The 18,790-nt window shown below is 47.2% G+C and carries 21 protein-coding genes; 13 read left to right on the top strand and 8 right to left on the bottom strand.

What is annotated here, in order from left to right; translation table 11 throughout:
- Nucleotides 1-82: 82 nt before the first annotated feature.
- Entirely contained in the window at nt 83-1,051 is a 969-nt protein-coding gene (locus tag IPP66_11140; GenBank protein ID MBK9925835.1) for a GAF domain-containing protein, read from the bottom strand.
- A 221-nt stretch (nt 1,052-1,272) separates the two neighbouring features.
- On the opposite strand from IPP66_11140, the gene IPP66_11135 reads away from it, so the two are divergent.
- From IPP66_11135 to IPP66_11115, 5 genes are all read left to right on the top strand, one after another.
- Nucleotides 1,273-2,271, top strand: coding sequence for an NAD(P)-dependent alcohol dehydrogenase (locus IPP66_11135; protein ID MBK9925834.1), 999 nt, complete (start codon nt 1,273-1,275; stop codon nt 2,269-2,271).
- A gap of 37 nt (nt 2,272-2,308) precedes the next feature.
- Nucleotides 2,309-2,692, top strand: a complete 384-nt coding sequence (locus IPP66_11130) for a hypothetical protein (GenBank protein ID MBK9925833.1) — start codon at nt 2,309-2,311, stop codon at nt 2,690-2,692.
- A 31-nt stretch (nt 2,693-2,723) separates the two neighbouring features.
- Nucleotides 2,724-3,422: a DUF4386 domain-containing protein gene (locus IPP66_11125; protein MBK9925832.1), complete on the top strand. Its 699-nt coding sequence runs from the start codon at nt 2,724-2,726 to the stop codon at nt 3,420-3,422.
- 30 nt (nt 3,423-3,452) lie between these two features.
- Nucleotides 3,453-4,418, top strand: a complete 966-nt coding sequence (locus IPP66_11120; GenBank protein MBK9925831.1) for an NAD(P)-dependent alcohol dehydrogenase — start codon at nt 3,453-3,455, stop codon at nt 4,416-4,418.
- A gap of 89 nt (nt 4,419-4,507) precedes the next feature.
- Nucleotides 4,508-5,473, top strand: coding sequence for an NAD(P)-dependent alcohol dehydrogenase (locus IPP66_11115; protein MBK9925830.1), 966 nt, complete (start codon nt 4,508-4,510; stop codon nt 5,471-5,473).
- Between the two features lie 63 nt (nt 5,474-5,536).
- Here IPP66_11115 and IPP66_11110 read toward each other — a convergent pair whose 3' ends face one another.
- Together IPP66_11110 and IPP66_11105 are read right to left on the bottom strand one after the other, a co-directional pair.
- Entirely contained in the window at nt 5,537-5,878 is a 342-nt protein-coding gene (locus tag IPP66_11110) for a cupin domain-containing protein (GenBank protein MBK9925829.1), read from the bottom strand.
- A gap of 82 nt (nt 5,879-5,960) precedes the next feature.
- Nucleotides 5,961-6,590 (bottom strand): DJ-1/PfpI family protein, encoded by a 630-nt coding sequence (locus IPP66_11105; GenBank protein ID MBK9925828.1) that lies wholly within the window; start codon nt 6,588-6,590, stop codon nt 5,961-5,963.
- Between the two features lie 83 nt (nt 6,591-6,673).
- Between IPP66_11105 and IPP66_11100 the strand changes: the two genes are divergently transcribed.
- From IPP66_11100 to IPP66_11065, 8 genes are all read left to right on the top strand, one after another.
- On the top strand, nt 6,674-7,498 hold the full coding sequence (locus tag IPP66_11100) for an AraC family transcriptional regulator (GenBank protein MBK9925827.1): 825 nt from the start codon (nt 6,674-6,676) through the stop codon (nt 7,496-7,498).
- A gap of 79 nt (nt 7,499-7,577) precedes the next feature.
- Nucleotides 7,578-8,093 carry a hypothetical protein gene (locus IPP66_11095; GenBank protein MBK9925826.1) on the top strand — a complete coding sequence of 172 codons (516 nt, stop codon included), beginning with the start codon at nt 7,578-7,580 and terminating at the stop codon, nt 8,091-8,093.
- A gap of 182 nt (nt 8,094-8,275) precedes the next feature.
- Nucleotides 8,276-8,965 (top strand): hypothetical protein, encoded by a 690-nt coding sequence (locus IPP66_11090; protein MBK9925825.1) that lies wholly within the window; start codon nt 8,276-8,278, stop codon nt 8,963-8,965.
- A 195-nt stretch (nt 8,966-9,160) separates the two neighbouring features.
- A complete protein-coding gene (locus tag IPP66_11085) occupies nt 9,161-9,652 on the top strand; it encodes an ATP-binding protein (protein MBK9925824.1) in 492 nt (163 codons plus the stop codon).
- Nucleotides 9,653-10,249: 597 nt separating this feature from the next.
- Nucleotides 10,250-10,615: a DUF2200 domain-containing protein gene (locus IPP66_11080; protein MBK9925823.1), complete on the top strand. Its 366-nt coding sequence runs from the start codon at nt 10,250-10,252 to the stop codon at nt 10,613-10,615.
- Nucleotides 10,616-10,643: 28 nt separating this feature from the next.
- Nucleotides 10,644-11,159, top strand: a complete 516-nt coding sequence (locus IPP66_11075; protein MBK9925822.1) for a hypothetical protein — start codon at nt 10,644-10,646, stop codon at nt 11,157-11,159.
- A 185-nt stretch (nt 11,160-11,344) separates the two neighbouring features.
- Nucleotides 11,345-12,142 (top strand): DUF4111 domain-containing protein, encoded by a 798-nt coding sequence (locus IPP66_11070; GenBank protein ID MBK9925821.1) that lies wholly within the window; start codon nt 11,345-11,347, stop codon nt 12,140-12,142.
- 46 nt (nt 12,143-12,188) lie between these two features.
- Entirely contained in the window at nt 12,189-12,599 is a 411-nt protein-coding gene (locus IPP66_11065; GenBank protein ID MBK9925820.1) for a GNAT family acetyltransferase, read from the top strand.
- A gap of 15 nt (nt 12,600-12,614) precedes the next feature.
- Here IPP66_11065 and IPP66_11060 read toward each other — a convergent pair whose 3' ends face one another.
- Genes IPP66_11060 through IPP66_11040 form a run of 5 tightly spaced genes read right to left on the bottom strand, consistent with a single transcriptional unit; the run spans nt 12,615 to nt 18,768 of the window.
- Nucleotides 12,615-14,312 (bottom strand): TGS domain-containing protein, encoded by a 1,698-nt coding sequence (locus IPP66_11060; protein ID MBK9925819.1) that lies wholly within the window; start codon nt 14,310-14,312, stop codon nt 12,615-12,617.
- A gap of 57 nt (nt 14,313-14,369) precedes the next feature.
- Nucleotides 14,370-15,422 carry a ketopantoate reductase family protein gene (locus IPP66_11055; GenBank protein MBK9925818.1) on the bottom strand — a complete coding sequence of 351 codons (1,053 nt, stop codon included), beginning with the start codon at nt 15,420-15,422 and terminating at the stop codon, nt 14,370-14,372.
- Between the two features lie 51 nt (nt 15,423-15,473).
- The gene (locus IPP66_11050) at nt 15,474-16,115 is read right to left on the bottom strand and encodes a histidine phosphatase family protein (GenBank protein ID MBK9925817.1); all 642 of its coding nucleotides are present in this window, start codon (nt 16,113-16,115) and stop codon (nt 15,474-15,476) included.
- Entirely contained in the window at nt 16,112-17,053 is a 942-nt protein-coding gene (locus tag IPP66_11045) for a glycosyltransferase (protein ID MBK9925816.1), read from the bottom strand. The genes IPP66_11050 and IPP66_11045 overlap by 4 nt, the downstream gene beginning before the upstream one ends.
- Nucleotides 17,054-17,076: 23 nt before the next feature.
- Nucleotides 17,077-18,768, bottom strand: a complete 1,692-nt coding sequence (locus IPP66_11040; protein MBK9925815.1) for a glycerol-3-phosphate dehydrogenase/oxidase — start codon at nt 18,766-18,768, stop codon at nt 17,077-17,079.
- Nucleotides 18,769-18,790 lie beyond the last annotated feature (22 nt).

Raw genomic sequence — 18,790 nt, 5'->3', positions numbered from 1 at the left:
AGCCCGAATATTTCATGCCAACCGCACGCCGAATCGACAAACACGAACATACATCAAATTTGCAGATTGTCTTTGATGCAAATCATTGTTTCTTCCATTGTACGGAATGTGGCACAGTATTGACAGGCACATTACATATGGCCTTACTCATCAACTCGGCAAATGCGCTGGTTACATTCATTTCATTCTTGCTAAACGGAGAATGAGAATGGCGCATGACCGAAAGAACTCCAAATGCCTGAGGTTGTTTCAATAACGGAGCCCCAACCCACGAACGGACCTCGTGAAAAGGAGCCGATGAGTCCCATGCTGGCACAGAAGTCACATCATCAAGTTGCATGGTCTGACGGATATTTAACACAGCTTGCAAAATATCATTTGGATACAATGACCGGTTAAAAGGATAGATCGAACCATGCAGTCCGTGTAAAACTTCCAATTCCTGAACATGGATCGCCGCGCTATGGAAAGGAACTACCTTCTGCAGAGATTTCAAGGAGAAATCTAAAATGTGATCAAGGGGTGCATCAGACCGGATGGCCTGTTCAATACGCGCAAGATTACCCATGATGTTATTAGCGTTTTGCAATGTGTGAGATTGTGCAAGCAACAAGACATGTATATCCAACAATCCCATATCATCATTATCGAATATGACGACGAATGGGTCATATACATCGTCTGGTGAACGTTTTAGCGCAATCTGGACAGCATCTTGAATACGAGTGTTACTGGAAACAGGGTAAGCACTGACGCCAAGATTCATTTGCAGCTCAATGATCGGTTTACGCAGGAACAACTCCACACCATAACGATGTCCCAAACGCTCAAACATCCTTGAACGGGTAATAACACTATGAAGTTTTCCTCGGTCAGTGAGAATCACACCGGGGATCTCCGGGTGCACATCCAGATACGAAGTGACTGTTTCAGTTCTCGTATAAATGGGTACTTGATAACGATGCAAGGGCATGTCACCCAAACATACTGGCGTTTGGAACTCCCCTGTGGGCAATAAAAATGGATTGACTGGAGTCCGTAATGTGGTCATGATGTCTGTATCCAAACTGGGACCAGTATATCTATTGCTATTTAACGGGCAATTAACAGTATGTAAATGTCCCCTTGCAGATTGCTTACAAGACAACCGAATATTTCATGCCAACTGCACGTTGAATCGATGAACACGATCAAGAAAGTCAGAGAAATAAAAGGCTTAAAAGCTGTAATTTCCAGTTTATCGATAACAGAAAGAAGACGGAGAAACTCATTATGAAAGCAATTACGCTCACAGAATACGGCTCACCCGATGTACTTCATCTCAAAGAGATGGAGAAACCCAGTCCCAAGGATAACGAGATCCTAATCAAAGTCCATGCGGTATCTATCAATGTTGGCGATCTTTGGGCACGCAATTTCAAGGCGATCACACCCAGTAAATTCTCGATGCCACTCCCTCTTTGGCTACCTTCCCGTTTATATTTTGGAATTACAAAACCCAGAGTCAATATTTTGGGAAGCGAATTTGCAGGCATGGTCGAAGGGACAGGCAAGGATGTACAGCGCTTCAAAAAAGGCGACCGAGTGTTTGGGTACCGCGGACAAAGCATGGGTGCCAACGCCGAGTATTTGTGTGTCCCCGAAAACGGGACAGTAACAACAATGCCATCAAACATGAGTTACGATGAAGCGGCAACCGTCCCGTATGGAGCGTTGACCGCCATGACATTACTCCGAAAAGTAAACATTCAACGCGGACAAAAAGTGTTGATCAACGGCGCTTCGGGTGGCATCGGTTCCGCCGCGGTTCAGCTTGCGAAATATTACGGCGCCGAGGTTACCGGTGTATGTGGTACGCCACGGCTGGGATTTGTCAAAGCGTTGGGCGCAGACAAAGTCATTGATTACACCAAGGAAGATTTCACCAAAAATGGCGAGACCTACGACTTGATCTTTGACATCATGAACAAAAGCTCCTTCGAGAAATGCAAGAACTCGCTCAAGCCGAATGGAATTTATCTTCTCGCCAGTTTCAAGATGAAACAAGTCTTCCAAATGTTGCAGACATCAAAGTCGAGCGGCAAAAAGGTTATTTGTGCGTTTTCCACAGAAACACCGCAAGACCTGGAACTCATCAAGAAACTTGCAGAGGAGGGAAAGATCAAGGCGATCGTAGACAAACGCTTTCCGATGGAAAGAGCCGCTGATGCTCATCGATATGTCGAGAGTGGCAACAAGGCAGGAAGTGTGGTCATCACTATCGCCGCATGACCATTATTTTCTCACTATGCACAGAGGAGAGTAGAGCATGGAAGATATTCAAATAAAACTTTCGGCATTATGGGTCGCCACGATGTTGACTTACCTGTTGGGAGACGTACTGCGAATATTCAGCGGTGACACTCAGACACAAGCAATGAAAGAGCAAATCACCAAATTCACACAACCTATGTGGTTATTGATAGCATCCTTAATGGTGCTCCCCATCGTGATGGTTGTCTTGTGCGTGACGTTGCCTTATCCTGCTAATCGTTGGGTGAACATCATTATGGCTGGATTCTTTTTACTATTCAACCTTATTGGATTACCCACTTACCCGTCCGCTTATGACAGGTTCTTGATCGCTGTCAGCCTCGTGTTCAATGGAATAACGATCTGGTATGCGTGGAATTGGATACCACAAGCGTTTTGACGAAATCATCACCTTTCAAAAGGGAGAAAGAATGAACACATATAGAATGAACGCAGTGGGCGCGGGAGTGTTATACATCATTGGGACAGTGGCGGGTATACTCAGTGTCGTCGTAACGCAATCAACCTTGGGAAGTTCAGATGTTCTGGGGGAAATATCTGTCAACGAAAACCCAATGATCATTGGCGCCTTGCTCGTGCTCACAATGGGACTGACGTTAGCAATGGTTTCGGCTCTGTTGTTTCCCGTTCTCAAGAAACAAAATGAAGTATTAGCAATCGGATACGTTATTTTCAGAGGCGCACTAGAAACAACTGCCTATATCGCCATGGTCATCTGTTGGTTGTTCCTGATCATCGTAAGCCATGAATATACAGCCTCGGGAGCATCCAACTTGCCTTATCTTCAAACCTTGGGAGATATGCTCTTAAAGGGAAACGATTCGATCAGCAATGTTCTGATCATCATTTTCAGTCTCGATGCCTTGATGCTGTATTACCTGCTCTATCGCTCGAAGCTTGTCCCTCGCTGGATATCGGTTTGGGGCCTCGTCGCCATCCTGTTACATTTTTCCACAGCCTTTCTCATGATGTTCCACATCGTGGAGTCAGGCATGTCAACAGCAGTGGTGATCATGAATCTTCCGATCCTTCTTCAGGAAATGGTAATGGCGGTATGGTTCATCGCTAAAGGATTCAATGTTTCCGCGATCACTCCTGAGCCTGCATAAATGAATATAAATTAAAAAAGGATTTTTAATATGAAAGCTATTGTTTATTACAAATACGGTTCACCCGATGTTCTTGAACTCTTAGCGGCAGAGAAGCCCACCCCAAAAGACAATGAAGTACTGATACGAGTCCATGCGACAACAGTAACAGCGGCAGAGAGTATGATGCGAAAGGGCGAGCCACTTTGGGGCAGAATGATCTTCGGGTTTCGAGGGCCAAGAAAAAAATTCAGAATACTTGGGATTGAACTGGCAGGGGAAATAGAATCCGTTGGCAGGAAAGTAAGGCGATTCAAAAAAGGGGACCAGGTTTTTGGATTTGCCGGTTTTAATATTGGCGCTTATGCCGATTACATCTGCCTGCCCGAAAAAAGTTCGCTGGCAGTCAAACCAGCCAATAAGACCTATGAAGAAGCCGTTGCCACAGTTGATGGCGCAACAACATCATTGTTTTTCCTTAGAGACAAAGCAAATATTCAGCACGGACAGAAGGTCCTTATCATTGGCGCATCAGGAAGTATTGGCGTTTATGCAGTACAACTTGCCAAATATTTTGGAGCGGAAGTGACCGGGGTATGCAGTACTACAAATATGGACTTGGTAAAATCTCTGGGAGCGGACAAGGTCATTGATTACACCAAAGAAGATTTCACCAAGAACGGCGAGACATATGACATTATTTTCGATACGGTAGGAAAGAGTTCGTTTTCACATTGCAAAGTTTCGCTAAAGAAAAACGGCTGCTATCTTCCAACTGTTGGCCTGATAACAAACCGTGTTCTCATGTTATGGACTTCGATCACGGGCGGCAAGAAAGTTATCAGTGGAATGTCAGTCGAAAAGAATGAAGCGTTGATTTTCATCAGGGAGCTCATTGAAGCAGAGAAGCTAAAACCGGTAATAGATAGACGCTATCCGTTGGAACAAATTGTCGAAGCCCACCGATATGTTGACAAGGGCCACAAAAAGGGAAATGTGGTGATCACCGTAAAGTAAACAATCCCAAATTCAGCCGAATATTTCGCACCACCTATTCGTTATAAATATAGACAACAAATAGCCGACCAATTTTAGGAGAAGAATACATGAAAGCAAGTGTCCGGTATAAGTATGGTTCACCCGATGGTGTTCAACTCGTTGACATGGAGAAGCCCACACCCAACGAATCCGAGGTTCTCGTGAAAGTCCATGCGGCGTCTATCAATTCGTATGACTGGCGTTTTGTAAGAGCAGTGCCTTTCCTTGTTCGCACGAGTGTTGGGTTATTCAAGCCACAAGACCCCGGTCTCGGTGCCGATTTCTCAGGGATCGTGGAAGCGGTTGGAAGCAAGGTTACGATGTTCAAGCCGGGGGACGAGGTATTCGGAGAAGTCAGGTCTGGCGCATACACTGAGTATGTTTGCGCACCGGAAGATGCACTGGCACACAAACCTAACAACGTTTCATTCGAAGAGGCCGCCGCTGCCCCAATGGCCGCATTGACCGCCCTACAAGGCCTCCGCGATACAGGGAAGATCCAGTCCGGGCAGAAGGTTTTGATCAATGGCGCGTCCGGCGGCGTAGGGACTTTTGCGGTGATGATTGCCAAATATTATGGCGCCGAAGTAACTGGGGTATGCAGTACACGGAACATGGACATGGTACGTTCCATCGGCGCAGACCACGTGATCGATTACACCAAAGAAGACTTCACAAAGAACGGGAAACAATACGACTTGATCTACGATGTAGCCGCAAGTCGCTCGATCTTCGACTACAAACGTGTATTGGCTCCCAACGGAAAATTCGTGATGGCAGGTTTCTCCACCATGCCCCACATGATCCATATCCTATCGCTGGGATCGTTATTGGCATCAAAGGGACAGCAGATCGGCATGATGAACACGGCCGAAGTGAAAAGCGATGACCTGGCTTTCATTGCAGAACTTCTCGGATCACGCAAGGTCGTTCCTGTGATTGATAAGGTGTATCCTCTCAGTGAAACTGCGAAAGCGCTCTGGCATTTCGAAAAAGAACATGCTCGCGGGAAGATCATCATCAAAGTAGCCTGATCGTCAAAGACACATTTGCTAAAGAGCACACAGAGAACTCTGTGTGCTCTTTAGTTAAGACCATTATTCTGCAACGGCTTCTTGAAGGATCTGCGGTGAAGGGTGGATACAGAAGAGTTCGAGTATGTCGGTTCCGATGTTGGTGTATTTGTGAGGGATGTTCGCTCCAGCTACAACGATGTGACCTGCATCGGTCTCGATCTGCTCATCCCCTACAGTGAAGCGGACTTTCCCGGCGCGGACAACCCAGGTCTCAGGGTAGGGATGTTTGTGCAGGGAAGACCCCTTGCCCGGTTCTGATCTGACGTGGAAGAATGAAGCACCAGAGCCATGCGGGGCGCCTTCAAATCTCACAGTGCCGCCAGGGCGGAGTTCAAAATCTTTTTCTTGCATAAGTTTGTACATCAAGGTTTCCTTTTCATAGTCGTGTTGTTAATTAATTTGTTGTCGAGCAATACAGGAGCAAGCTCCCTGATCTCAAATCATTTCATGAGGCGACAATGCTCGCTTCGATATCAGCCCAAGTGCCAAGGCGGTGCATGCCAAGGGTTTCGTATACTTCTTTCGCGTGATCGGGGCCGACCAGTTGTCCGAGTAGGATCAAGGCCGCTCGATAACTGACCAACCCTCCGTTAGCAGTGATGCGGCGCTTGTCGATCACCACCGCTTGATCGTGAATAACTTGAATTGCGGGGAACTGAGTCTGCAAACTCGTCTCGCCGCCAAACCAGGTGGTGGCCTGTTTACCATCCAATACGCCAGCATTGCCCAAGAGAAACGCTCCCGCACAGACACTCCCCACCCACTGCGCATCCTGCTCTTGTTTTTGAATAAAGGCATTCAGCGCTTCATTCTCAAGAAGCGGACTCATGTCATTACCGCCGGGCACGAGCAACACATCCAGCGAGAGGTCATCGGCGATCGTGGCGTTCACGGCAAGCTGAAGCCCCTCCTCGGTCACGATCATGGGGCGCTCATTGATCCCGATCAATAGCACTTTCGCATTCTTGAACCAATCCTGTTTACCCGCAATGCCAAATACCTCGGCGGGGCCAACCACTTCAGCAGTTAATACTCCATCGAATGCAACGATCCCAATTGTGTAAGCTTTTGTCATTATCAATCTCCTGTTTATTTTCGCCTTATAATATCGAGAACGTCACTGAAAATATTGTACTTTTTCGACATCTTCGAGATAGCATGCCCCAAACACCCGAAACCAAATTAGCATATCTTGGCTTTCAACTGCTACAACCCAACCCGGCGTTGAAACCTTACGTGCAGTCGTATTGGTATTTTCAACGAAAGAATCCCCTTCACACCTATCACGAGGAATTTATGAATCCGCGCGGCGGGTATGGGGTGGTTTTCAATTTTGGAGATGCAGTGCGTTTGGGCACACAGATGGTGACAGACCCCATATTCCTGGATGGGTCCAACACAGTTTCGCGCGCCATGGGTTTCTTCGGCAACATAGACTTGATGGGCATTCGGTTCTACGAAGGCGCGGCATTCCCCTTTCTCGGCATTCCGCTCGTTGAATTACAGAACGAGATCAATCTTTTGGATGCGCTGGATAGGCCCAGCCTGTTACAACTGCATGGACGTTTACAAGAGACCGCCTCTCTCCGCGCTCGAATTTGCCTGCTCGAAAATTGGCTTTTCTCCCGTCTGAAACCTGGCAGGGAACAAAATGTGCTCATCCCTGCTTCACTGCAACGACTCAAAACATCGAACGGACTGTACTCGATCCCTGAACTGGCGCGGGAGTTATCGATCAGCCAACGGCAAATGGAACGCATCTACCAAACACAGGTGGGTATGACGCCCAAGCAATACGCCCAACTCATGCGCGTGGACGCCGCCCGCCTCGCCCTTAAACAAACGGATGGCAGATCCTCAGCAGAAGTAGCCGCCAATTTTGGTTTTTACGATCAATCGCACTTCATCCGTGAATTTAGCGCCGTGATCGGCATATCGCCCCACGCCTACATCAAACGCACGCGCGCACATACAGAGAAATAAGGCTGGGCGTATAATGCTGTATAAAACATAGTTGGGCGTTTAGTATAAGTAAATCAAATAGGTTTAGCTGGGACAAAATATGATTTCAACCATAGAACCAGTTTACAGCCAATGTCTTGATGAACTAAAGGTAACAGGCATCCATGCACGCTCTTTAGGTGAGTATGCAGAGAAAGTTGTTCAAATTGTCAAGGAACGTATCAACTTTTTGTTTGTTGGTATTGCCTTACTGGAGCCTAATCTTTTAGTGAGATTTTACAAAGGCGCAGGAAGTAAGTATTATCAAAGAAGAATGAACATGAATATAAAACTCTCCAACCCCATCTGCATCGTAATCCGCAATGGAAGTCCGCTAGTAGATGATAATGAAGAGTTTTTCAATAACCCTGATATTCTAGATGAGAAAATACGTTTTTATCTACCTCTACAATGCCCAAAAGGGAGGTTTGGAGCAATTGAAATTAGTGCTGCTTATAAATTAGACAAAGATAGCACAGCAAGGACCGTTACAAACTTAGAAATTCTTTCGTCGGAAATTGCATCAACTTGTGTTAAATTAATGAATGAGAGCGAAATAGGCTTCTGGAAAGACTGAAGCGAGTCCTTGTAAAAACAACTTTACTTTAAGATCGCGCCTAACATCGTGTGCAACACTGGAGATTCGCGGCAATCTCAAGCAGTTTTCTAGGCCTAAGCACTTTTCTGGTTGGACGGCTTCGCCGTCCCCACCCCAGCGCAGGTAACGCATACCGTTAGGCACTTCTTCGAAGATAAATTATGTTAATTCCTGATCTAGAAAAAGATTTAGAAATTGCTCGTGAACGAACCATCCAAGCCGTTTTAGAAAAACGATGGGATGAGTATCATGCCGCCAGTGAGATAGAAGCCGCTCTAACGCTTAAGTTGGCGAATGAGCGCATGGCAATATACATCCAGACTCAAGTTTTTCCTGTAAAAGATGATGCGCATATAATGCATTTGGTTCATTACAACAGGAATATTTATGTTGTTTTTCAAACAAAGAGTAATTCCCCCGCGAAAATTGTGCTTGTTAAATTTCGTCAGTGTGTATTATCAGATTTTCGGTATCGCACCAAGCTAAATATCGATGGACGTGTTCTGCAGATAAAGGATCTTGACTTTTTTCCGTTTGAAGAAGTTGAAGATTCTGACTGGGTTGAAGAAAATAAATCCTTGTTCGCTGATCGAGTCCAGTCTAATCCAGAATTGTGGCATTCCCAAAATCATTATGTTGTTAGGTTCCTTCCAGAAATGGGAAGTGGGTTACGGATAAGTGAGGTGTCATTTGAGAAACGCAGTTTTTACAGTTGGATTGGCAAGTTGCCAATGATTTATGACTGTATGGCTCAATCTGCCGAAGTTCAGGTTTTCGACAAGAGTATAGATGAAGTACTAGCAATGGTCACTAATGAGATCTTCGCCGACAAAAAGAGTGCCCACCGATGAACAGCAGTGTCAACCCCAAAGGGCGCTTTGCATGGTTGAAGAGAAAAGCAGAAGGCAGATTAACATTACATACACTGCTATCATTCACGTTGCATTGCTCGTCTTTATCTTCAGCAAGAGTGCAACGCTCGTTCATCCCATGTATCCAGCCAGAATTGTGTCCGCGATGATTCCCAAACTTCCTGGAGGTTTCACTTGATTAGGCCCAAACTCTATGTCATTTTTGGCTTGCCTGGCGCCGGCAAGACCACACGAGCAATCGCGATCGCCAAGGCGACTGGCGCGGTGCGCTTGTGCCCGGACGAATGGTTGGTGGCGATGGGAATCAGTCTGGTAGACTACCCCATTCGTTTTCGGTTACAGGATCATATGATCGGACATGGTGAAACCCTGCTCCGGGCAGGCGTATCGGTCATTATCGAGTTCGGGTCATGGTCCCGTTCTGAACGCGAAGCCATTCGACAGATCGCCGTGCACACCGGCGCAGCGACGGAACTGCATTTCGTCGACGCGCCACTTCAAGAGTTGGCTCGCCGAGTGCGGGAACGTGGTGGTCCAGATGCAAAGAGCTTGCTGGAGGACGTACTACTAAAGTTTCCAGAGAAGTTCGAACGACCCACCGCAGATGAGACAGCGATGTATGACGCCTATTTCGGTCCCGAAGACCATCCATCGGAGAAGCCTTGAACGATTAGGCACTTCCTTCAAGCCAAATAAGAATCTGGCATAATAGCACGCATGGAAAACTATTTTTTCTTTTTGATAGGTCTTTCGTTTATCATCGTGCATGAAATGGACGCTATTAAATGCCAGGAGTGGACAATATTTCCTCTGCTATCCAAGTTAAACGAGAAGACGGGCTACTTTGTATTTACAGCCATACACATTCCCTTATATCTTCTCTTATTCTGGGGGCTCTATAGACAAAACGGGCCAAACCAAAACCTAATCACAGGCTTGGATATTTTCTTTATTATCCACGTGTTTCTTCATGTAGTATTTCTCAAACACCCAAAGAATCAATTCAAATCCGTATTCTCCTGGATAATCATTCTCGGCGCAGGTATCGCAGGCTTGATAGATATACTTGTGTAAGATTGATGAGGCTATTGGCTCCTAAGCAGAGTCCACGGTAGGGACACAAGTCGTTGGCTTGCCCCCCTTTGCTCAAACATGGCAACGTAAAATACTCGATTTGACAAAATAGAATTTGTGTTCTAACATTCACTAGAAATATATTTGATTTATAAATTTGAAAGATTAACTTTAAAATACAAAGCAAATATGAATAATTCCAACACACACAATGAACGTATCGCAAAAATGACCTTCGCTTCGATCTATCCGATGTATGTCGAAAAGATAGAGAAGAAAGGCAGAACCAAGGAAGAGTTACATCAGGTCATCAAATGGTTAACAGATTTCGATCATAAAAAACTTCAGGAACTCATAAAGGAAAATGTCACCTTTGAAACATTTTTCCAACGCGCCTCACTAAACCCGAATGCACATCTCATCACTGGAGTGATCTGTGGATATCGTGTGGAGGAGATCGAAAATCCTTTGACACAGCAGGTTCGATATTTGGATAAGTTAGTGGACGAGTTGGCAAAGGGCAGGAAGATGGAGAAGATTCTGCGTGGTTCTTAAGATATTTTGAACACACAGAAACTAATGAATGATATTACCGAAGAAACGAGATCCCAGATTTATCACCATACGCCGCGGAGGGACTCTCACAGACGCGGACCATCACTTGCTCGCCCTATGGGCCGCCATGTGTGCAGAACATGTTTTGCCCCTATTCGAGTCAACACAACCTTCTGATTTGCGTCCTCGACAGGCAATTGCTCAGGTACGGGCATGGGTACGCGGTGAAATCCCAATGACACAATCTCGAGCCGCAGGCGGTCACGCCATGGCTGCAGCCAGAAATCTACGCGGAGCGGCTAGAGATGCAGCGTACGCGGCCGGACAGGCTGCAGTAGTGGCACATGTTGCGGCACATGAGTTAGGTGCAGCCGCCTATGCAATAAAGGCCGTACGAGCGGCTACTGTTGAGGATGAAAGGGACAAGGCGGGTCGATTGGAGTGTCAATGGCAACGTGAACAGCTACCAGATGCGATTCGCGATCTTGTCCTAGACGATCAGCGGTTACGAAATGAAATCTGCTGGTTCGTATTTGATTGTTGACCAGATAAACCAGTAAAAGAAAATATCAAGATGAATAAAATAAGCCAAAAATCATTTGATGCAATCGTGCAGAAAGTTAGAAGATGGCAAACGTGAGAAATAAAAAAGACTTAATTCATTTAACTGGATAAACAGTCTTAGCTACGAAGCAGTCACTACAAATCCCTTTTTGAGAAAAGTAACAAATGATAAATCAACGAATCCCAGAACCTATTCACCCCATCCTGGAAAACTATGCTGTTCTAACGAACAAAGAACTGCCTGATTTGATCAGCGGCTTTTACATTGTCGGTTCCATTGCATTAGATGGGTTCAACGAACAATTCAGCGACATTGATTTTGTCACCGTCCTCCATCGAAAAGCGAATCAAGTAGATCTCGAAAAGCTTGCCGAGATCCATAAAACCATCGAGAAAAATTTCCCCAAATGGAAGTTATCTGGCTCTTACCTCCAAACTCATGATTTGGGACGTTTTGAAAACGAGATCGAACCACATCCTTATTATCACGATGGCAAACTTCATGAAAAAGGATATTTTGAGATCAACTCCATCACGTGGTGGACATTGAAAAACCACGGTATAGCAGTTACCGGTCAAGACCCTGCCGAATTACCTTTCACCATAGACTGGAATTTGCTCATTTCCAGGATGAAAAAGAATTTAAATTCTTACTGGCTCGGTTGGACGAAACGCATCGACAGTTTCTTTATACTGCTTTCAGATTGGGGAATCCAATGGGCTGTATTAGGTGTATTACGACAATACTACACATTTCGGGAAAATTCGATCGTCACAAAAACAAAAGCGGCGGAATATGCCCTTACATGCCTACCAACTCGTTGGCACCCTTTAATTCAGGAAGCGATCGATATCCGTGAAGGAAAGAAGAGATCACAGTATCGTTCAAAAATTGTCAGAATGATTGATGCTGCAAAATTTCTAAAGTATATTATTCAAACAAGCAATGCTGAATTCCAATAGACACAAGCATTGCCCAAGTTTTCATGATGAAAAGGGAAAATAGAGAATGCAGATTCGTGAGTTTCAAATGACTGACTACGATGCCGTAATAGGTTTATGGCAAATTACGGACATTCCACTCGGTCGCACCGACGATCAGGCTGGGGTTATCCATAAAATGGAGCGAGACCCTGACCTGTTTCTAGTTGGCATTGAGAATGATGTGCTGGTTGGAGCGGTCATGGGGACCTACGATGGGCGTCGCGGTTGGATCAATCATTTAGCCATACACCCCAACTATCAAGGGCGCGGCTATGGCGCGGCCATTGTGGCACAACTCGAAGAGCGCTTACGCAAAAAAGGATGTCAGAAACTCAATCTCTTGATCGAACCTAAGAATGCAAAAGTCCAGCATTTTTATGAAACGCTTGATTACCAGCGTGAAGAACTCATCTTTATGGAAAAATGGCTTACATAAAAACCCACGCCTGCCTTACCCTTCTTTCCACACCGTAAAATCTTTCAAGATCGAACCACCCAGAAACTCACGTAACAGCGAATTATCGGGCACGAGATCAATATCCAACGGCAGGAACCATTCGAGGAACGCAAGAAGTCTCTTCGCCTCGATGTATTCCCGCGTACCATGTTGCACCTGTCGCAGTAACGGTTCAGCAAACGGTTTCAACGCCGCCATCTCATACGCCAGCGCCGAATTGAACATCACATCCGCATTTTCCTGAAATGGGAAGATATGCCGCTTCTCACCACGCCGCACCGACTCCCATTGGCGAATGGTTTGCGCCGCGCTATAGCCACGCTCGCGCGCATCACGCACAATACGTCGGATGAGTCGAGTGTCAGTGGTGGAAACGCGATTGTGGCGATCCAGGTTCAACTGAGTCAGAGCCGAGACGTAGATCCTAAACGCCTCACCACTCAAACTTTCGGGGATGAGTCGCGGGTCCATGCCGTGGATTCCTTCCAGAATGATTGGCTGTCCGTGTTTCAATTGGATGACGTGCCCCGCCTCGCTCTTCCCTAACTTGAAGTTGTATCGCGGCAATTGAACTTCTTCTCCCCGAATCAGACTCTGTAAATGCTCCGCCAACAATGGGAGGTTGAGCGCTTCGATGGTTTCAAAATCGGGTTTGCCATCCTCACCAAGAGGCGTTTTATCGCGGTCAATAAAATAATTATCGAGTTCCAACGGAAACGGTGAAATACCCAGTGCAAGCAATTGAATCGTCAGCCGCCGCGAAGAAGTGGTCTTGCCCGAAGAAGATGGCCCCGCGATCAAGATCAAATGGCTCTTATCGAGCCGTTCAGCCACTGTGCGCGCAATATCCGAAAGGTTCTGCTCATGGAATGCTTCAGAGACCAACACGATCTCATCGGCGTGGCCGCTTTCGATGGCTTCATTCAATGAACCGACATTGTCAATTCCCAAACGCGTCAACCAGTTCCCATATTGACGGAATGCAGAGAGCAACTTGGGGTAGTCTGGCACCGGCAATAACTCATTACTCTGATTCCTACGCGGATAGATCAACGTAAACCCACCATTCGTGATCATCAGGTCGAACACACGCAAATACCCCGTTGAGGGAACCATATAGCCGTGGTGATAATCCATACGATCACCAAGACTGTATAAAGTCAGATAAGCTTTTTTGCGATACTTGAACAGTTGAGCTTTGTCTTCATAGCCATGTGAATGGAAGTACTCAATAGCTTCCTGTAACGGAACTTCCTTTCGTCCGAAAGGCATATCCGCTTCGACCAGTCCTTGCATATGAGCTTTAAGCGCCTCGATCTCAGATTCAGATAACGGGTTGCGTCCTGTTACCTGACAGTAATATCCCCCCGTGCCCACCGAGTGGTCCACAAACAAAACACCGTCAGGATACAAGTCAGCAAAGGCCATCTCAAGCAGGAACGTTAACGAGCGGCGATAGATGCGCGAGCCATCGGCAGAATCTACCAACACAGGCTCGACATTTGATTCGATATCAACAACATGGGTCAGTTCGCGTAATTCCCCATTGACGATGGCCCCCACGAATTGCGTCTCATGCTCGATCGCAGAGAGGAACTCCCCCACCGTCGCCCCGCGCGGACCGGACAATACACGACCATCAGGGAGATGGACTTCAACAATATTTCTTGGTTCTATAATTTGGAAAGACATAACAACTCGTTTTCATGTCGGCAAGTTGTCATGTTGGAAAGTTAACTTACAAACGCTCTAACGTTTCAACATGCCAACCAATTTTTCAGGTTTATGCGCGAACTGCTCCAATGGGACTTCCTTATTCGTTAGCGCCATCAATGTATCGGTCAACGCTTTGTTGACCGGGGTTGGCACGTTGTGTTTCTCGCCTGCACGCACCACCGCACCGTGGAGATAATCCACTTCGCTTTTGCCTCGGCCAGAATACAGATCAATGTGGAAGGATGGCATCTTGGCACCGCGACCTGCACCTGCCGCCCGCCCAAGCAAAGGCTTGGATAACCACAGAGGCAATGTCGTAGCGAATGTCAACGCGCGGACCGGCGTGCCGGGCAAGTCAACCACTTCAAAACCCTGCGCTTGCATCACGGCAAGACATTCCTTCAACATGTCGATCTCGATCTTATATAAGTCTTTATTTGCAAACACTTCCCCAGCGGTCATATCCAAAATAGCGGATGTTGGATTTGCGATCAGGTTCGTCAGCATCTTCGACCATTTCATCGAGGCCGCATTCTCAAAAAGTTGGCAATTAAGGAAAGCCTTGTTGAAAACCGAATTCAACTTGACCGAAAGCGGATGTCCCTTTGCGATGCCAACACCGCGCAATTTCTCAAGGACAATATCGCCCGCGCCGCGCCGTCCGATAGCGGTGGTCACTGTGCCGTAAATAACTTTTTCCGCACCCAAGGCTTCAGCGATGGCTGGTTCGTTCGCCACCCCGTTCGAGAGACATAGGATTGGTGGTATTTTGTCTGCGAAAGGTTTGATGCCCTCTAAAGCGGATTGGGTGTCGAACGATTTCAAAGCAAACAGAGCCACGTCAAATGGTCCGTAACGAAGCGCTTCTTCGAGGGAAGAAACGATCACAAAGGCAGATGGATCCACCCGCGACGCATCCTTCGTATTACGGCGGGAATCCAAAGTAAGATCGAGGCGCATTCCCTTTTCACGCAGTTCATCCACAATTTTTTGCTTTTCTACAAAAACGACCGGGTATCCGGCCAAGGCAAGACTTCCACCAATATACGTTCCAATGGCGCCCGCCCCAAACGCGAGCATTTTGATCTTGCCATTGATGGGACTCATCGTATCAGTTGATAATGACATGTTTCTCTCTTACTTCAAGGATTGTAGATGCCCGCGGTCATTGACCGTATCAATGCTCCAGCGATGTTGATGAGGGAAATAAAAAACACGCGCAAAGGCTGTGTTCTCAAATCTGAAACGCACACCGGAAGGGTCTACATGAGGAGCTACACCGATGATAGCGTTCATCAACTGGTTCAACAAACCGCCATGCGAAACGATCAAATAGCTCCCCGCCGGTCTTCGTAACAATCCATGCAAAGCCTGCCCTGCGCGCAGGTACAAGGCCCAATCCCCTTCACCATCACCACCGACAGGATCATAGGGAGTAACGTATGGAGGCTTCGGTTTCTGGCGGACCTCATCGGCGGTCAGCCCTTCCATTTCGCCGATGGCACGTTCCAGCCAGATGTTATCGATTTCCAAATTTACGTTCAGGGTTGAGACAATGATCTCAGCTGTTTCTTTAGCGCGCATCAGCGAGCTTGTGATCGCCAGATCGAACTTCATGCCTTCTGACTTCCAACGTTGGGCAAGAGCGGTGGCTTGTGCACGTCCCTTTTCAGTAAGCGGATAATCGGATTGTCCCTGCCAACGCGATTGGGCGTTGCCCACCGATTCGCCATGTCGCAGAAAAGTAAATTGATACACTGGCTTTTCCGATGAATTCATTCCCGCCCCTTCTTCAAAAGATATACCGGCCTGCCCTTTACTTGCTGGAAGATATAACCGATATATACGCCGATAAAACCAAGCACGATCAAGATCACACCACTGGCGACCAAAAGGACAAACATGAGCGAGCCCCAGCCAGATACAAAATTGGCTGTATCACCTTTGGAATATACATAGATCACCTGAAGGATGGCCAGCAAAAAGAACACGCCGCCTGCACTCAAACCAATATACAAAGGCACAAGTGAGAATGAGAAGATCGCATCCATGGCAAGGCGGATCATCTTGCCGAGTGAATATTTCGATACACCGGCCAGGCGTTCTGTCTCGCGGTACGGCAGGATAACACTTTTATACCCAATGTCTGAGATCATGCCGCGCAGAAAGCGATGATATTCAGGCATGCCTGTCAACGCATCCACGGCTTGCCTACTCATGCCACGAAAATCAGCCGCGCCGGGGATGATCTGCGTGCCGCTGATGTTATTGATCAATTTATAGAACGCGGAAGATGTAATCCGTTTGAACGTCGAGGCTGTCCCGCCTTCATCCATGCGCTGGGCCTGCACAATATCATATCCCTGTTCGAACAATGCGATCATTTCTTCGATCATCGCAGGTGGATGTTGTCCATCCGCATCCATCGAGATCACAAAATCACCGGTCGTTGCATCCAGCCCAGCAGAGAGTGCGGCCTGATGTCCAAAGTTGCGCGAAAGCTCCAGCACCTCAACACGCTTATCCTTCTTTGCCAACGCATGCAGAGACTCAGCAGTAGCATCTTCCGAGCCATCGTCCACATAATAGAAGGTGAACTCGTGTGGCAAAGCATCAATGACCTCGCAGACTTTTGCATACGTCTGCTCAACCACCCCTGCCTCGTTATAGACGGGGATGACAAGGTCAATGTTCAATTTGGATTTCTTAGGGGACATAAGCGCCTATTCTACCATCCGCTTCACAATTTAACCCCGTGCCTGTCTTCCAGAATGGACAGCGTACGCTCCGCTTCAGCCGTTTTCTGTTCTTTGTCCCAGCCCAATGCATCACCCAACACCCCAGCCAGTTCATGGACTGCGTTGCGCGTTAAGCGCCCGAGCATAGCCAGCATAGACCGCCGCAAAACAAGATCATCAAGATGGCACACTCTTTCACGCTGAGCAAGGAACATGATCTCCCGGCGCGACATATCGGGCAAGCCCGACAACACTTGATCAGAGCCACCGCTGATAAAGGATGCTACAGTCTCAGTGCGTGTGCCGTATCGTTCGAACAAAACCTGTAAGCGTTCCTTCGACAAAGCCGTCCACGCGGAGAGGCTTTCCAACTGACGATTCAATTCATCATCAGTAGATGGATAGGCACGTCCACCACCAATAGGCATGGACACGGTATCCTTTGTCCGTTTCAGGCCGAGATACTCGAACGCTTTATTTGCAGTCTGCTCTGAGAATGCACGGAAGGAAGTCCACTTGCCGCCAACGAGAGAGTACACCGGGAACATAAGGCTGGTCCAATCGCCGCTGAGGACTTCAATGCTGTGATCGCGCGAGATCTGAGCGGCATTCTTCGTGCCTGCAAAAGGTAATGGACGAACGCCTGAGAATTGAAAAACGATATTGTCACGTGACAACTCAATGGTCGGAAAGACACGCTTGACCATCCCGAGGAAATATTCGATCTCCTCATCCGTACAGCGCACATCATCCGGGCTGTCGACCGGAATATCCGAACTGCCGATCAATATACGGTCATACAACGGGAAGATGAGTACGATGCGGCCATCTTCGTTCTCAAAAAAGAATTCATGATCGCCGATGGCTTCGCGGAGTGCATCATGCTTGACAACGATATGCGAGCCTTTGGTGCCGCCGATAAAACGGGATGACAACCCGAGTTTTTTATTCGATGTATCGATCCAAGCGCCCGAGGCATTGATGACAAGTTTCGGTTTGACATCGAAATTCTCATCGGTCAGCTCATCGCGCAGGATGATGGTGTTCTCCATGCCCCCGACCATACTCATGTAATTGAGCGCGCGCGCATCGCGATTTTCCTGCTCGGCATCAAGGATCAACTCCACGCCCAAGCGTTCAGGTTGCAAAATGGCGCCGTCATAATAGGTAGCTGTACCAACAACCTTTGGGTTGAGGTGACCCCACTTTTTGAGAGATTTTTTTCTTGAGAGGAATTTGTGTTTGGGAACAACGCGTTGGCGGCCTGTGTAGGCATCGTACATTCGCAAGCCAATCTTGATGACGAACGAACCGCGTTCTGAAGGTTTATCCAGTTTGCCAAAGAATTTCAATGGTGCATTCAACAGACCTGAAAAATGCTTGAAAACAGGGATGGTAGTGGGAAGTGGTTTCACCAGATGCGGCGCGTTCTGTAACAACATATTGCGTTCGCGCACAGCCTCACGCACGAGACGGAACTCTCCATTTTCAAGATACCGAATACCCCCATGTGCCATATGCGAAGAAGCCGCTGACGCCCCTGAGCAAAAATCACCACGCTCTACAAGCAGAACATCCACGCCATTCAATGCAAGTTCACGAAACACACCAATACCATTGATGCCGCCGCCGATGATCAGCACGGAGACTTCCTGGTTTTCACGGAGATGAGAAAGAATTTCTTGTCGATTCATTTATGCTCTTGCCGCCGTCCTC

Source organism: Candidatus Defluviilinea proxima (genome assembly GCA_016721115.1).
Taxonomy (GTDB): Bacteria; Chloroflexota; Anaerolineae; order Anaerolineales; family Villigracilaceae; genus Defluviilinea; species Defluviilinea proxima.
This window is presented reverse-complemented; position numbering and strand designations above follow the sequence as displayed.